Origin of the sequence: Rothia nasimurium (genome assembly GCF_004569295.1) — a bacterium.
In the GTDB taxonomy this organism is placed as follows: domain Bacteria; phylum Actinomycetota; class Actinomycetes; order Actinomycetales; family Micrococcaceae; genus Rothia; species Rothia nasimurium_B.
The window spans coordinates 59970-75838 of sequence record NZ_SPQC01000003.1; the positions used below are offsets into that span (position 1 = coordinate 59970).

Consider the following 15869-nt stretch of genomic DNA (forward strand, 5'->3'; position numbering starts at 1 on the left):
GGTCTAGGCCTGGGAACGGGGTGAGGTGCTAGCCCGGCGGCGGGCACGACCAGCGGCCAAAGAATCGAGCACACCGGTCGTCACCAGGGCACGGGTGAGAAGCCACGACACCAGGCCAGCTAGCAGGGTGCCGGAGATAATGCCGCACACCGCGTAGGTGACAGCCTTGGAGCCCTCAAAGACGCCCGCGTAGTAGATAAAGAGCTCAGAAATACTCATAAAGGCACCGGCAGAAGCACCCGCTAACAGGGCGGTGCCCAGGTTCCAGACGCGGTAGGCAAAGAGCAGGAAGACCAGCTCGGTACCCAGGCCCTGGATAATGCCGGAGATAATGATGGCAACAGAGTAGCTACTGCCCAGCAGCATAGAAATCACCGCAGCCAGCAACTCGGTGTAGAGGGCAGCGCCGGGTTTACGGATAATATAGCCGCCAAGGACGCCCGCAATCAGCCAGGTGCCGCCCACTAGGGAGGCGTACTCGGGAGCCAGGGCCAAGGCGGTTTGGGCCATGTTGTAGCCGCCGTTATTCCAGGCCCAGAAGAGCACAGCGCAGGCAACAGCCAGCACAGAGGCTACTACAATATCGTTAACGCGCCATGTCAGCGCAGCTTTCTTAGACATAAAGCCTTCCTTTGGTGTGGTACAGCAAAGGGGGCATGCACCGGCAGGCAAAAACCAGCCGTTCTGTTCGACTCCCTAGCGCCGGTACTAACCGGATCAGGTTCGAGGGTCTGCATGTGCACTCTCAGCGCCCCGTGCGGGCGCTCCCCTGTCGTTTCCGCCGTGGGCGGACGTTCCTTCTGAACGCCTTTGTAGTATAGGCAGGTCAGCCCGGCAAAGAAAAGATACAAACTTTTATGACAGAAGCCGCAGCCAGCTGCCCACATTTACACAGTACTGATAGTGTTAGTGCCAGTAGCTCTCTGCAGAGCCTCTATCAGCTACCGAAAGGGAACCTCATGAACCCCCTCATCAAGATCGCAGGAACCGCTGCCTCGCTCGGCGGCGTTGCCCTGGCTAACAAGGTCCTGGGCGCAACCTGGACCAAAATCACCGGCAACGAGCCGCCCGCCAATAACCCCGACGACGATGAGCGCTGGCGCGACATCATCCTCTGGTCCCTCATCACCGGCCTGGTTGGCACCGTCATCAAGGTCAGCATCACCCGTGCCCAGCACAAGATTGAGGCAAAGGCCGAATCAGGCAACCAGGCTGAGGTCTAAGCTCGGCCGGTAGTCCCGCCTGCAAGGCTGGCCCCGCTCAGTGGAGAGCGGGGCCAGCCTTTACTTTTACCGTCATTTAACCGTTTCACAGGCCACAAGTAGCAACCGGGCCGATAGCATATAGCCATGACCACACCAGCACCCGGCAGCGCCACCGCTACCGCCCCTGCCTCCCGCTCCACCTTCTTCGCCTGGACCCTGTGGGATGTGGGCAACGCCAGCTTCAACGCGATTATGACGACCTTCGTCTTCACGGTCTACCTCACCAGTTCCAGCTTTGGCAGCACCGAGCACACCTCGGCCGTCCTCTCCGCCGGTCTCACCATCGCAGGTTTCTGCATCGCTCTACTTGCCCCGCTCTCGGGCCAGCGGGCCGATGTGACCGGCCGCCGCGGCCTCTGGCTGACCGTCAACAGCCTGCTCCTGGTGCTTCTGATGGCCCTGTGCTTCTTCGTAACACCCTCCCCCGACTACCTTATCTGGGGTGTGGCCCTGTTGGCCCTGGGCAACCTGGTCAATGAGTTCGCTGTGGTCAACTACAACGCTATCCTGCCCACCATCTCCACCCGCGATACCATCGGCAAAATGAGTGGAACCGGCTGGGCAGCTGGCTATTTCGGCGGCATCGTAGCCCTGCTCCTTGTGCTCGTGGGGTTCATCTCCCCCGGCCTGCTGGGCATTACGGAGGACGGCGCCCTCAACATCCGCGCTGTTGCCCTCTTCTCGGCGGCCTGGGCTCTAGTCTTCTCCCTGCCCCTGATTCTCAAGGTGCGCTCCCTGCCGCAAACGGTGCATCCAGACGCCCCCCGCACCGGCATTCTCGCCTCTTACAAACAGCTTTTCGCCACCGTCGTCAGGCTCTACCGGCAGGCCCCCACAACCCTCTACTTCCTGGTGTCGTCCGCTGTTTTCCGCGACGGCCTCAACGGTATCTTCACCTTTGGCGGCGTCCTCGCGGCGGGTTCCTTTGGCTTTAGCACCAACCAGGTGATTATCTTTGCCATCTTCGGCAATATTGTGGCAGGGGTAGGAGCCATGCTGGGCGGTTTCTTCGACGACCGTTTTGGCCCCAAACGCGTCATTATCTTCTCGCTGGTAGCCCTCATCGCGGTAGCCGTCCCCCTGCTGGTGTGGCCATCCACCACCATGTTCTGGGTCTGCGGTCTTGCCCTGTGCGCCTTTGTCGGCCCGGCCCAGTCAGCGGGCCGGTCCTACCTGGGTCGCCTGGTCGAGGAAGGCCAGGAAGGTGAGATTTACGGGCTCTACTCCACCACCGGCCGTGCAGCCAGTTTCCTGGCCCCCGCCCTCTTCGGCATCTTCGTCACCATCATGGGCAGCCAAATCTGGGGCATCGTCGGCATCATCATCGTGCTCCTGGCCGGCCTGCTCCTAATGATCCCCATTAAAGACCCGCAGGTGGCCGCAGGGAAGTAAGCCCTGACCGGGCTAGGTTCGGTTATCGGGGAGCGGGGCGTCCTCAGGGGCATCAGGCTGGCGGATGACTTTGAGCATCTGCCCGTCGACCATGCCCCGCAGGGCTGTGTCAAAGTCAAGGCGAGCGATATCCCCGTAGAGCTCAACCATGGCCTTATAAATATCATCTGCATATCTGGGTACCTCTAGGAAAGACCAAATATCCCAACCGATGATGGAGATACGTGAGAGCCTGCCTGAAGTGGCCAGTAGGAAACTATCCCCAATTGCCAAGCCTTCGGTGCCAGCTGCCCGCTGGTAAAGCTTGTCGCCATTTGTCCCACCCGTTACAGGCTCAGGAGCACATAGGTAGTCAAAGTCCGGGGTGAGCGGCGGGATATCCAGTTGCCCTGCAAGCAGATCGCGGAAGAAGGGGAGGGTCTCGGTAATTTCGCTGTAGGTCAGCTTGATAGCTCCGCCCACACGGTTCAGCAGTCGGGCAAGTTCCCCTAGCCCCTGCGGCATCTGCTGCACCCCAGAGGACTGCAGAACAATCGTAAAGAGGGCGTCATCGAGCGGTAGGCGTTCCCAGCTCACCGACGACTGCCCGGTCTTATCCCGGTCAAGAATCACCAGGTGTGAGAGGGCGTAGGTGCTGTCAGGTGCAGCAACTTGGAGTCCCCGCTGAGCAGGGTCATACTGGACCTTAGGTGCATTCTCCTCTTCGATCACCGAAAGGGGCTTGGGGTAGGGCATGATGCTCAAATCATCAACGTTGATCACGGCTGTCTCATCGCTGAGGTAGGCAAAAGAGGCCCCCAGCACGCTGGCAGCGGTGGTTTTACCGGTGCCAGAAGCTGCCACCAGGCCCACGGCTTGCCCGCTCTCGGCGTCGCCTAATACAGCGGCGTGCAAGAGGTGCTTGTTCCCAGCATGGGCTTTGAGCAGGTGCATGGTGACGTGCACCGTGAGACGCTCGGCTGCAAGCCCCTCGTCAGAGCTATCAATAGTGGTAGTTTCAAGGCCCTTGGGGTAGGCAGCTACCACGTCGGCGGCTGACCGCCGGGTCAGCACGACCAGGCGGACGTCCTCCGCATGGGCCTCTGTGAGAGGGTCAATGATTTGCGGGGTTAGGGAACCCCAAGCACGCAGGGAGTCCTCCCAGAGCCGGTCCGCGGCGTCCTCAAAGACCACCAGCACCGGAACGTCTGCGGGGTGAAGCAACAGGCCGCGCATGGGGGCTCCTTTAGCTGGTCGGGGTATCGGTAGGGATGAGGGTCTTATGGAAGTTCAGGTAGCTGCGCGAGGCGGTGGGGCCGCGCTGGCCCTGGTAGCGGTTACCGTAGGCGCCTGACCCGTAGGGGTGCTCGGTTGCGCTGGTGAGCTGGAAGAAGCAAAGCTGGCCGACCTTAGAGCCGGGCCAGAGCATAATCGGCAGAGTCGCCATATTCGACAGCTCCAGGGTCACATGGCCCGAGAACCCGGGGTCAATAAAACCAGCGGTGGAGTGGGTGAGCAGGCCCAGACGCCCCAGGGAAGACTTGCCCTCAAGTCGGGCAGCAATATTATCGGGCAGGGTCACCTTCTCGTAGGTTGCACCCAGCACGAATTCGCCAGGGTGCAGGATGAAGGGCTCATCGGGTGCCACCTCTACCAGGCGGGTGAGGTCTTCCTGGGCCTGGGAGGGGTCGATGTAGGGGTACTTGTGGTTGTCGAAGAGCCTGAAAAAGCGGTCAATGCGCACGTCCACCGATGCGGGCTGAATCATTGACGGGTCGTAGGGCTCTAGGGCAATTCGCCCGGCATCAATTTCTTTGCGGATATCCTGATCAGAAAATAGCACACTTCAAAAATACCGTACTCCCCCAGCCCCTTGCGGGCGCCCTACCGCAGATCTTCAAGAAACCAGAAGCAAAACGGCTGGCCCTCCGGCAGCGAAAGGCTACCGGAGGGCCAGAGAGGGGCACTACCGAGATGCTCGGTGAGGGTATTAGCTGGAGCGCTTCTTACGCTGGACGGTCAGGGCAAGAGCACCGATGCCGAGCAGGGCGAGCGCACCAAGGGCCAGGGCTGCTACCGAGGCACCGGTAGAGGCCAGCACACCCTTGGCAGGTTTTGTGCTGCTACTTGCAACGCCGCCGGTACCGGAGGTATCAGCACCCGAGGTGAGGGCAGCTGCGCTAGTGCTCTGCTGGGCAGAGTTGGTGGGCTGGGTCGAAGCGGTAGGTTCTGCTGAGGGCTCCTGGCTGGGGGCGGCGGACGCACTCGGTTCAGCGCTGGGGGCAGAGGTAGGCTCGGCAGTGGGCTGGCTGGTCGGCTGAGCGGTCGGTTCTGAGGTGGGGATAGCTGAAGGGTCTGCGGTGGGTTCAGCCGTTGGCTCTTCGGTCGGGGCGGGGATGGATTCAGCTGAGGCAACCCACTTGGTGTCGAGCAGCCAGTTGGCCAGGCTAGTGTTGTCGAGGTAGCGTCCGCGTACCTGGTCGCGCCCTACGGTAGCGGCCTCTAGCTCGGCAGCACCGGCACCCTTGGAGAAAAAGGGAACCAGCATGTTGGTGTGGTCCCCCGAGTTCCAGGAGTGGGTGGGGTACTGACCGATGCCCTGGGGCACCATGGGGTTGAAGCCGCCTTCGGGGTCACCCATGAGGTAGCCGGTTTCGTGGTCGGCGGTTACGATTACCAGGGTTTCGTCCCAGCTGGAGTTCTGATCAACCCAGGCGGTCACAGCGTCTACCGCTTCAAAGAAGTCGGTGGTCTCTTCGAGGGCGTGCTGGGTCTGGTTGGCGTGGCCGGTCCAGTCGATGGCGCCGCCTTCGACCATGAGAAAGAAGCCTTCGGAGTTGTTGTCCAGAACGTTGAGGGCGCCCTGGGTCATGGTGGGCAGGTCAACGATATCGTTGGGAGTGGCTGCATCGCTGCGGGCCTGCTGCAGGGTGGTGGCGACCTGGGCGATGCCGAAAACACGGTCAGGGGTGTCGCCGGTGGTGAGTTTCTCGAAAGCTGCGCCGTCTTCAACAAAGGTGAAGTCGGTAACTCCGGTTGAGAGGGCGGTGTAGTCGGCTTCGCTGATGTAGCGGTAGCTGGGGTTGGAGATCTTCTGGTGGTCGTTGTTGTACCAGGGGTGGCCCGCCCCCATCACCACGTCCATGGTGCCGTAGACCTGCTGGTTGGCGATTTCTAGGTAGTTGTTGCGTGAGAGGCTGTGGGCGGAGAAGGACGCCGGGGTTGCGTGGGAGTACTGCACGCTAGAGACCACGCCCGCGGACTTGCCCAGTGACTTGGCGCGTTCTGAGAGGTTTTCGACGGTCTGTTCGTTCACGTCTACGCCGATGCCAGCGTTGTAGGTTTTGATGCCGGTGGCCATGGCGGTGCCGGCTGCGGCGGAGTCGGTGGGGCTGTTCTTGACCCAGTCGAAGTTAGCCCAGGCAGCGTTGGGGTCGTAGGCGGGGCCCTCAGCCCAGTTGGTCTGCATGGAGAGACGGTTCCAGCTCTGGAAGCCGCTGCCGCTGTAGGCGGAGTTCAGCAGAGTAGCGCTGATAGCCTTGTGGTCGCCGCCGGTTTCAACCTGGTAGTGCACCTTGCCGGTGGTGTAGGCGTTGTAGAGGTCGAGGTAGTTGTAGCCCATGCCGTCGCCAATGAGCACGATGACGTTCTTGGGGGGTGGAGGTTGCTGATTCGGCTTGGGCGGGGGCGTAGGCGCCGGTAAAGAGGAGTAAGGACGCGGCAGCGCAGCTGGCGGCTCGATGGAAAGTGAGAGACATGCGGGTACTTTCGTGTGTGGTGTATGTGCCGTGACTAGGCTAAAAAGCTAACGTTACCTAGGGGCCACCCCTAGTTGACTAAAAGTTGAGGGCAAGCTTAACGTTCGGTACGTTACCGGCCGGTAACTGCTACCCGGCACTCCCTGCTAGGCCCGTTTTTTCTTTCTCTTGGGCCCGTGGCGTAGTGCACCCCCTGCATCGTGCTGAAGAAGCGTACCCTTAAAAAGATAAGTATCTTATTTCACTCGCATGAAAGCAGACTATGACTCCCCTAGTGCTATGCACGCTCACCATTATTGTGACGCTGGCTGTGAGCGGTTACGCCAAGGCTAAAGAGCCTTCCAGCACGGTTACCGCTATCGTCAATCTCAAGCTAGATCAGTGGCTGCCGGTTAAGCCGATTGCCAGGGTTTTGCCCTGGGCAGAGCTGGCCCTGGCGTCCGTCCTTTTCTTTGCCCCCGGCATTATCCAGATTCTTGCGGCTCTAGCCGCCCTGCTGCTCTTTATTGGTTACTGGGCCGTTATCGCTCGGGCTGTGGTTCAGGGTAATACCGCCAGCTGTAACTGTTTCGGGTCAGCATCTACCGCCCCCGTCTCGGTCTACACCCTGGTGCGTAACACTGCCCTCCTGCTGGCCGCCTGTGGCGCCCTCATCGGGGCTCTGACCACCGGCGGTTCAGCCCTGACCATGCTCCTAGCCCTCGACGCCAACGATTGGCTCTGGGTGATCGGTGCAGGCCTGGCCTCGCTGACCCTCTGGGCGATTTACCGCTCTGAGCTGGTTCCTGCTGCCGAGGAAGAGAAGCCCGCACCGGCCCTTGAATCGCCCGTGGATGAGGAGGGCGAGTACGTCCGCACCCCTGTCCCCTTCGCGCCCCTCTACTACCCCCACGAGGACCGCTCCCTGCCTGCCGGTTCAGGCGAACAAACCAGCCTGCGTGACCTGGCCCTGCAGCAGGCCCGTGTGCTCTTCTTCGTCTCCCCCGGTTGCGGTCACTGCCACCAGGTCATCGGCAAGATTGACGAATGGCAGCAGCAGCTGCCCATGCTTGGCATTCACCCGGTCGTATCAAACGACTCCGATATCGACCGCTTCAGTTTCACCGGCGATATCCAGGCCTTTGTTGACCCCGGCTTTAAAACCCAGCGCATTTTCGGCAACGGCACCCCCAGCGCTGTCGCGCTCGGTGCGGACGGCCTTCTGGCAGGCGGGCCGGTCTTCGGTGGTGGAAGGGTCATGAGCTTCGTTGAAGACATCATTGCTGAGATTAACGCTGACTACGAGAACCATGTAGAGGCAGATGCTGATGCTGACGGTAGTGAGCTGGCCTCAGACTACGAAATCGTCGCGGATGACCGCCAGTAGTTTCTAGGGCCTGCTCCTAACAGATAGGCCAAGGCCCGGGATTCCTCCTGATATCAGGGGAACCCCGGGCCTTTCTTTAGCCTGTGAGCGCCTGGCTACAGAATATTGAACTGCTGCAGAGTCTCTTCGGGGAGAACGGCGGCAACGGCCAGGGCCAGCAGGAAGAGCAGGGAGATGACGCCCACGGTGGTGGACTTCCAGCCGGGGTGCAGCTCGTTGAAGGTCACCAAGCCGGGGTGTTGCTTGTTCATCTGGGTGACGTTGATGACCTGGTAGACGGTGGTCTGGAGGGCAATTGCGGTGGCGATGGAGCGCAGGGTTTTGGCGTCCCAGATACGCCCGTCAAGGCGGAAAACACGCTTGCCCTTAGCGTTCACGGCCCAGAGGGCGGGCACCCCCTTGTAGCGCAAAGCTGCCATGCCGGTTAGCTCCTTGCCGGCTGCCTGGTGGGGGGTTAGGCGTTCGGCAAAGACAGTTTGAGAAATCTCGCTGAGCTCGGCAGCCTGCCAACCGAACAGCCGCCCGCTCAGTACGTGGGTTTCGGTTTTAACCACGATTTGGGGGCGCAGGGTGGAGTAGATAGCAAAAAGGGCACCCAGGGTAATCAGGCCCAGAAGCACCATAAAGACCGGGGTGGGGCGCTTGGCCACCATGAACCAGATGCAGGCTAAAGCCAGCACACCCGCGGGCACGCCCGCGATGAGGCGGCGGTGGTAGGAGTTGATACGGGGGTGAAAGATCTTCGTGACGGCCCCGTACTTATCGGGTACCTGGTGAGCGTGTTCTGCCATGGCTCTACTCTATCGGCAGTACCGCCCAAACGGGGCGTAAGCGCGTGTGAGCTACATTTAAAGGGTGCATTTTAGATCTTCAGTAGACCGTGTCTTAGCCTGGTGGTTGTTGGGCGTCCTTGCCGCGCTTCTTATCGCTCTTGCTTCTTTAGCCCTCATTAACCGTCTGGTCTATGGGCCGCAGGGGCAGGTGCGGGCCTACTTCGCTGCGGTGCGGGAGGGGGACGGTTCTAAGGCCCTGGGTATCTTGGGTGCCCAGGTTCCTGATGCCAGCGCCGCTATGCTCGATGGGGATGCGCTGCAGGCCTCCTTTGCCGGTCTCAAAGATCTTTCGACCGAAACTGTCACGGTGACGGACGGCGGGGAGCGGGCCACCGTGACCGTCACCTATACCCTCGATGGGCAGGCTGGCAGCACGAACTTCCATCTGCATAAGGTGGGCTCTCACTGGGGAGTCTTTGACCAGTGGCAGATTGACGCCGGTGAACTGCCGACCATAGAAATTACCTCGAATTCGGTGGAGGCCGCCACCCTCAACAACACTAAGGTGGCGGTTGAGGGGGGAACCCGTAAGTTTGCGGTGCTCTACCCCGGCTCTTATACGGTCACCTATGAGTCAGCGCTGTATACCGCTGGGTCGCAGACGGTGGATGTGACGGCTCCCAGTAGTGAACCGTCCACCCTTGCTGTAGAACTCACCCCTTCTGAAACTGCGGTGACCTCGGTTCAGCAGCAGATTAAGACCTATCTTGATACCTGTGCCGCGCAGAGTTCCCTCTACCCCACCGGCTGCCCCTTTGAGTACGACTTTTCAGGTCGAGTGGACGGCGATGTGACCTGGCTTGTCACGGAATACCCCCAGCCAGAGGTGACTCTGGCCGGGGGCAAGTGGGCCCTGGGTAAGAGCAGTGGTGAGGCAGAGATTTCTTTTACCGAGCTTGACCTCTATACGGGCAAGACCCAGCAGGTCACCGAGACGGTTCCTTTTACCCTGGCTGGTTCGCTTTCTGCCAGCGGGGAGACTCTTACCTTTACCCCCGCTGACTAAACGTCCCTTCTTTGCCTAGTTCACCCCGCGCAGATCAAGCACTAGGTGGGCCTCGTCTGCGTCGTCACCGGTAACGATGACGGGCAGGCCCCAGTCCTGCTGGTAGAGGTGGCAGGCGGCGTGGTCGGGGATTTCCCCGCCGGGCTCACCGTCGCAGGCAGCGGCGCGGGCGGTGATGTGCAGGACGGCCTCGGTGATGTCGGGGTTGAGTACCAGGTGGCGGGTCAGGCCTTGGGAGGTGCCGGCACCTTCGAGAATGAAGTTCTCGGGGGTGGATGAAATCTTAAGCTGGGTGGGGTCGCCCCAGCGGGTATCGAGTTTCTGGCCGGTGGGGGCGCTGAAGCGGGCGGTGAAGTCCAGAGTTCCGCCGGTCAGCTGGGTGGATTTACGGGTGACCTGGGAGGCCCCTTCGTCCACGTGCTGTATGGCCTCGGGAATAGCGACGCGCACCAGCTGGTGGGCGTTGGCTTCTACGACGATCAGGCGGGCGCCGCCGTTCTCGGTCTCTTCGACCAGCAGGTCGGAGGGCTCAGCGAAGCCGCGGTCCAGGGTGCCAAGGGCGCCGGTGGCCGGGTCGAAACGGCGAATAGCACCGTTGTAGGTGTCGGCGATGGCGATGGAGCCGTCGGGCAGTTCGGTCAGGCCCAGGCAGTGCTGCATGCGGGCGTCCTCGCGGGGGCCATCGACAAAGCCGAAGTCGAAGAGGCCGATGCCCACGGCGGAGCTAACGGTCGCTGCGCCCTTGTCAAAGGTGATGTGGCGCAGGGCGGAGGTTTCGGAGTCGGCAACCCAGATGGAGCCGTCGCGGGCTTCGATAATGCCGGAGGACTGGGCGAACCAGGAGTCGGCGGCCGCGCCGTCCTTGAGCCCCTCGGCACCGGTACCCGCGAAAACAGCCAGCTGGCCGGTTACGGGGTCGAAGCTGAAGATCTGGTGGGTGCCTGCCATGGCAATCAGGAAGGCGAACGCCTCGCGGGAGTAGACCAGGTCCCAGGGGGAGGACAGGGCGACGGTGAGGGGGTCAGCGCCCTCTGCAATGAAGTTGGGGTCGGTGCGGGCGGTGTCGCCGTCGATCAGGCGCTGGACGCCGGATCCTGCCAGGGTGGTGACGGTTCCGTCGGCTAGGCGCAGGCCGCGCACCCGATGGTTGACGGAGTCGGCGATCAGGACGTCTGCGCCCAGGATCTCGCGCAGTTCGGCAGGAACCAGGGCCAGGCCCTGGGGTTCGTTGAAGCGGGCGGTAGCGGCGTCACCGTCCGCGTAGCCCTTCTCGGGGCCACCGAAGCTGGCCAGGGGGGTTTCAAGGTCGTTCTCAACCTGCACCAGGCGGTGGCGGGCGGTGTCGGTGACCAGGTAGGTGCCGGGGCGGCCGGCCAGGTCCTCGGGCAGGGCCAGGGCCTTGCCGGGGAAGGCAAAGGTGCCCTGGGGCTTGGGGCGGGGCACGTAGGGGCCGTTGCCGCGGTGCAGGGTGCCCTTGGCGTCGTGTTCTTCAACGAGTTCGCGCACCAGGGAGGCCAGGCCCCTGACGTGGCCCTCACCGGAGAGGTGGGCGACGATGTAGCCTTCGGGGTCGACGACGACCAAGGTGGGCCAGGCGCGGGCGGTGTAGGCGTTCCAGGTGTCCAGGTTGGGGTCGTCGAGCACGGGGTGGGTGATGTCGTAGCGGTCGACGGCGGCGGCGAGCGCCACCGGGTCAGCTTCGTGTTCGAACTTGGGTGAATGGACGCCGACGGTAACGAGAACGTCTGCGAATTCTTCTTCGAGAGGGCGCAGTTCGTCGAGTACGTGCAGGCAGTTCATGCAGCAGAAGGTCCAGAAGTCAAGGATGACGATTTTTCCGCGCAGGCTTTCGAGGGAAAGTTGCTTGTCGCCGGTGTTGAGCCAGCCTCGTCCGACGAGTTCTGAGGCGCGGACTTTGGTCTGGCGTGCGGCTGCATTCTCTGCCATGGTTCTCCTTCTGTGGTGCGCGGCTCAGGCGCAAGGTTCAGTTACCCACCAGCCTAGTGGGCTGATGGGGGCAGGGGCATTTGTTGCGCTGTGTGTAGGTGGCGGCGTCATAGAACTCAAGTGTGCGTAACACTTGCGTAACGGTTAGGATTATCTGCAGCTGCCACTGGGTGCGCGGACGGGAAGTTTTTGCGGACGCCGGTGGTTAAAGCAGGTGCGCACATGTGGGTGCGCTGTAGCTCAAGAAGGTATGTGTGACGCTTACACGCGAGATAAAGCAGCCGGTATCTGATACCCGCTTGGCCCGGTCTTTGCAGCCGCGGCATCTGTCGATGATTGCTATGGGCGGGGCGATTGGTGCTGGCCTTTTGGTGGCTTCGTCGACGGCTATTGTGACGGCGGGCCCTGCCGTTATTGTGACCTATCTGCTGGCTGGCACTGTGTTGGTGCTGGTGATGCGGATGCTGGGTGAGATGGCTGCCCGGACTCCTGAGACGGGGTCTTTCTCTGTCTATGCCCGTCGCTATATTGGCCGGTGGGCTGGGTTCTCGGTGGGCTGGTTGTACTGGTGGTTCTGGTCGGTGACGGTGGCGATTGAGGCTACGGCGGCCGCCACCATTATGAGTGGCTGGTGGCCGGCGGCGCCTCAGTGGCTGGTGGCCCTGGTACTGGTTCTGGCTTTTATGGGTTTGAATCTGCTGTCGGTTCGGTCCTACGGTGAGGCGGAGTTCTGGTTTTCCTCCATCAAGATTGGGGCGATTGCCGTAATTATTGTGGTGGGCCTGCTGGCTGTGCTGGGGCTGATCCCTAACTCCACGGCGTCCTTTGCTAACTACACAGCCGGGGGCGGCTTCTTTGCTAACGGTGTGGGTGCGATTTTTACCGCCCTGCTGGCGGTGATTTTTTCGATGTTTGGGGCTGAGATTGCCACGGTGGCAGCCGGTGAGTCTAGTAACCCTGCGGTTGCTGTGGCTAAGGCGGTGCGGTCGGTGATTTTCCGGGTGCTCTTCTTCTATGTGGGGTCTATTGCGGTGACCCTGCTGGTGATTCCTTGGACGATGGTGACGGCGGGTTCTTCTCCATTTGTGACCATGTTTGAGGCCCTGGGTATTCCTTATGCCGGGTTGGCCATGAATATTGTGGTGCTTACGGCCCTGCTGTCGTGCCTGAACGCTAGTCTTTATGCTGCCTCGCGCATGGTCTTTGCCCTGGCAGAGCAGGGGGACGCCCCGCACACCTTCTCTCGGGTCTCTAGTACCCGGGCGCCCCGCAACGCCATTGTGCTCTCGTCTCTTATCGGGGTGGTATCGGTGGCCCTCAACTATTTCATGCCCGAGCAGGTCTTCTCCCTGCTGGTGAACTCTACAGGCGGGGTTGGTATCTTTGTCTGGCTGATTGTGGCGGTCTCCCATCTGCGGAGCCGCAGGTTAGATGGGGAAGGGGGCAGCGGCGTCATCAACTACATCCTCATTGGGGGCTTGCTGGCCCTGCTGGTCTACATGGGCATCACTGAAGCCCATCGCCTAGAGGTGCTCATATCGGTCACGGTTGCCGTGGTGCTTGCTACCCTAGGTGCCTTCACCCATCGTCATAGTACGACTGTTTCATCACATCGCTAAGATTTTTAGGGGACACCCCGGGCCAGCGGCACTCTAAGAGCAGCACAGAAACCGGGGAAACCTGCAGGGGCTTGTCCCCCAAGCGGTCTTTTTTCAAGGGTTCTCCCAGGTAAACGAAAGAAAACGCCTGTCTTAGGGTGGTTAGATTAAAGAGACCTTCGGGCCGGCACCAGAGTTTTCCCGCTCTGCCCCGACCCAATCTAACCCCACCTTTACGATGTTTGGAGGCTTCTGATGACCCAGCACACTGCAGCTCTCTCGTCATCGCCCCTGTTTGAGAAAATCTCTCAGATTTCTGCCCGCCTAGAGCAGGTCAGCCCGCTGAGCGGCCCGATTCCCACCGTCCCGTCGGTAAGTAACCAGTCGACCTCCGGCGGCACCTGCTTTGCCGAACCGGCTGAGTCAAGCGACCAGTCGGTTCAGCCCTGGAGCCAGGCCTCCTAGGGAACAAACCTCATAGGGGAAAAAGACAAACGAAGGCCCGGGTAGGTAGCTGCCCGGGCCTTCGCCTACTCAGATGCACCCTACCCCTCGCAGGAATCTAGCGGCGGGTGTCCTTTTCTGCCAGCTGCGCAAACATGTCGTTATAGGCGTTGAGCTCGGCGTCCCCGTCGCGGTCGGCCTGGCGGTCGATGCGCTTTTGAACCTTCTTATCGTCCATGGACCACTGCACCGCCACCGCAACGGCAATAATCATGGTGGGTATCTCGCCAATCGCCCACATGAGCGAGCCGCCCAGCTTCTGGTCGTCAATGGCAGGTAGGCCCCAGGGGCGGCCCAGGTTACCGAACCAGGAGGCCTGTAGCAGGGTGTCCATCTGCATAATCGAGATACCCACAAAGGCGTGATAGCCCAGAGTCGCGATAATCATGATGAGGCGCATGGGGTAGGTGGGGCGGTTGGGAATGGGGTCGATGCCGATGAGTACCAGGCTAAAGATGTAGCCGGTTATCAAAAAGTGGATGAGCATGAACTCGTGGCCCACGTGGTAGCGCAGCATCACCCCGAAGAGGGGGGTGAAGTAAACAATCACGATCGACCCGGCGAAGTTGACGGCCGCGAAGATGGGGTGGGTAATCATCTTAGACCAGCCCGAGTGCACCAGGCGCAGAATCCATTCGCGGGGCCCGCGGGTGCCGTCCTGGCGGGGTTCGAGGGCTCGCAGTAGCAGGGTGACGGGGGCGCCGAGTACCAGGAAAATGGGGCAGACCATGGTCAGGAGCATGTGCTCTACCATGTGCACCGAGAAAAGCACCATGGAGTAGACGGCCAGAGCCCCGCAGGTGATGTAGAGCAGCACGAAGAGGCCCAGGAACCAGGAAAGGGCACGGGCAAGGGGCCAGTGGCCACCTGCACGCCGTACCTTAATCAGCGCCCAGAGGTAGGCGAAGGCGGCGAAGCTGATGAAGGCCACCCAGAACCAGTCAAAACGCCACTGGGTGGACCACTCGGCAAGGTGCGGTTCTGGCGGCATGTCGTAGAGGGTGATGATGCGGACGGGTTCGGCGCCGGCATCCAGGGTTTCGGGTGCGGGCGGCGGGGTGCGAGAGAGGGAAACAGCTAGGCCGCTGGTTGCGCCCATAAGCACCAGCTCGCAGGCGATGGCGTACCAGAGGCCGTGGGCAGCACTGGTAAGCCCCGACTGCATCATGGGTATCAGACGCAGACGGTGCACCACGCCGAAGGCACCCAGCACCAGAGTGAGCATGAGCTTAGCCAGCACCAGCGCCCCGTAGGTGGTCGTAAAAAGATCCCCCAGGCTGTTCATCCGCACCAGGGCATTGACCACGCCTGAGAGCACCACCAGCACGAACCCGAAAAGGGCCAGCACGGAATAACGGCGTAGCACCGCCACAGCCAGGGGGGCTTTGCGGGCGGACGCCGACGCCGCACCTCGCTGCCCCTCAGCCAGGGTGCCGGTGCCAGCGTCCTCGCCGGTAATGTCGCCGGAGATAAAAGCCAGCACCATGAGCCCACCGCACCAGAGCACCACACCCAGCAGGTGCAGACCCAGAGAGTTAACCGCGCCCATGTGGTCATCGCCGCCCGATGAGTGCCCGCCCAGGGCCATAGCCACGATGCCGACCAGCGACAGGCCCAGGGTCAGCAGCAGGCCGGTGAGTGAGCGCACTGCAAAGACCAGGGTGGCCACAGTGGCAGCCACGATAATGCTGGTGGCCTCCTGCTTACCCGAGTCGATGGTGGTGATGTAGCTAATGAGTTCCGAGGTGTAGTCAGCCCCGCCCGATGGCGACCGGCCCGAGATATCGGCGTAGCTGAAGATGAGCACCGCGATGGCGGCGATAGTCCAGGTGATAGCGGCAGCGGACGCCAGCGTCAGGGTGCGGGTGAAGGCCGGGTGTTCGGTGCGGTGCAGGTTCTTCTGCCGCTGGGCCGCATCGGTTGCATGAGCCATATTGACCTTGGCCCGCCCCCGCGCCGAATCGAGGAAGCGGGGCACTATCCCTAAGGCAAAGACAAGGGAGCCCATGGTCGCTGCCATCGAGAAGTTTTGTAGGCTCTCAGCTACCGGCAGGCCCCAGCGCACCAGGGCACCGGCGTCCGCTAGGTCGGTACCGGCGTTTGAGCCGGTCACCAGCAGGCTCAAAACCAGAGCGACAAGGGAGGCTGCGGGGAAGGCCCATATCCAGCTGGGCTTGAGCCCGCACTCCATCTCGTGTGCTGCCATGTCTATACCTTGATT

At 61.5% G+C, this 15869-nt stretch carries 13 protein-coding genes and 1 riboswitch; of the genes, 6 read left to right on the forward strand and 7 right to left on the reverse strand.

Going from position 1 to position 15869, the window contains the following annotated elements:
- Positions 1-3: 3 nt before the first annotated feature.
- Positions 4-621: an ECF transporter S component gene (locus tag E4U03_RS01420; RefSeq protein WP_135011215.1), complete on the reverse strand. Its 618-nt coding sequence runs from the start codon at positions 619-621 to the stop codon at positions 4-6.
- 55 nt (positions 622-676) lie between these two features.
- Positions 677-781, reverse strand: a riboswitch (TPP riboswitch).
- Between the two features lie 178 nt (positions 782-959).
- Between E4U03_RS01420 and E4U03_RS01425 the strand changes: the two genes are divergently transcribed.
- Positions 960-1223, forward strand: a complete 264-nt coding sequence (locus tag E4U03_RS01425; RefSeq protein WP_135011216.1) for a DUF4235 domain-containing protein — start codon at positions 960-962, stop codon at positions 1221-1223.
- A 126-nt stretch (positions 1224-1349) separates the two neighbouring features.
- Complete coding sequence (locus E4U03_RS01430; protein WP_135011217.1) at positions 1350-2657, forward strand: MFS transporter; 1308 nt, start codon at positions 1350-1352, stop codon at positions 2655-2657.
- A gap of 12 nt (positions 2658-2669) precedes the next feature.
- On the opposite strand, the gene E4U03_RS01435 is transcribed toward E4U03_RS01430, so the two are convergent.
- The 3 genes from E4U03_RS01435 to E4U03_RS01445 form a co-directional block, all read right to left on the reverse strand.
- Complete coding sequence (locus E4U03_RS01435) at positions 2670-3872, reverse strand: hypothetical protein (protein WP_135011218.1); 1203 nt, start codon at positions 3870-3872, stop codon at positions 2670-2672.
- 10 nt (positions 3873-3882) lie between these two features.
- A complete protein-coding gene (dcd, locus tag E4U03_RS01440; protein WP_135011219.1) occupies positions 3883-4479 on the reverse strand; it encodes a dCTP deaminase in 597 nt (198 codons plus the stop codon).
- Positions 4480-4626: 147 nt separating this feature from the next.
- Positions 4627-6276, reverse strand: coding sequence for an alkaline phosphatase (locus tag E4U03_RS01445; RefSeq protein ID WP_135011220.1), 1650 nt, complete (start codon positions 6274-6276; stop codon positions 4627-4629).
- Between the two features lie 380 nt (positions 6277-6656).
- Here E4U03_RS01445 and E4U03_RS01450 point away from each other — a divergent pair, with 380 nt between their 5' ends.
- Positions 6657-7760: a MauE/DoxX family redox-associated membrane protein gene (locus tag E4U03_RS01450; protein ID WP_135011221.1), complete on the forward strand. Its 1104-nt coding sequence runs from the start codon at positions 6657-6659 to the stop codon at positions 7758-7760.
- A gap of 95 nt (positions 7761-7855) precedes the next feature.
- Here the strand turns inward: E4U03_RS01450 and E4U03_RS01455 are convergent, their stop codons facing one another.
- Complete coding sequence (locus E4U03_RS01455) at positions 7856-8551, reverse strand: hypothetical protein (RefSeq protein ID WP_135011222.1); 696 nt, start codon at positions 8549-8551, stop codon at positions 7856-7858.
- Between the two features lie 109 nt (positions 8552-8660).
- Between E4U03_RS01455 and E4U03_RS01460 the strand changes: the two genes are divergently transcribed.
- Positions 8661-9599, forward strand: a complete 939-nt coding sequence (locus E4U03_RS01460) for a hypothetical protein (RefSeq protein ID WP_228065683.1) — start codon at positions 8661-8663, stop codon at positions 9597-9599.
- 15 nt (positions 9600-9614) lie between these two features.
- Here E4U03_RS01460 and E4U03_RS01465 read toward each other — a convergent pair whose 3' ends face one another.
- Positions 9615-11546 carry an NHL domain-containing thioredoxin family protein gene (locus E4U03_RS01465; RefSeq protein ID WP_135011224.1) on the reverse strand — a complete coding sequence of 644 codons (1932 nt, stop codon included), beginning with the start codon at positions 11544-11546 and terminating at the stop codon, positions 9615-9617.
- A gap of 254 nt (positions 11547-11800) precedes the next feature.
- On the opposite strand from E4U03_RS01465, the gene E4U03_RS01470 reads away from it, so the two are divergent.
- Positions 11801-13165 carry an amino acid permease gene (locus tag E4U03_RS01470; protein ID WP_245207632.1) on the forward strand — a complete coding sequence of 455 codons (1365 nt, stop codon included), beginning with the start codon at positions 11801-11803 and terminating at the stop codon, positions 13163-13165.
- 234 nt (positions 13166-13399) lie between these two features.
- Entirely contained in the window at positions 13400-13609 is a 210-nt protein-coding gene (locus tag E4U03_RS01475; RefSeq protein WP_135011225.1) for a hypothetical protein, read from the forward strand.
- 97 nt (positions 13610-13706) lie between these two features.
- Here E4U03_RS01475 and E4U03_RS01480 read toward each other — a convergent pair whose 3' ends face one another.
- Positions 13707-15854: a cytochrome c oxidase assembly protein gene (locus tag E4U03_RS01480; RefSeq protein WP_135011226.1), complete on the reverse strand. Its 2148-nt coding sequence runs from the start codon at positions 15852-15854 to the stop codon at positions 13707-13709.
- Positions 15855-15869: the final 15 nt, after the last annotated feature.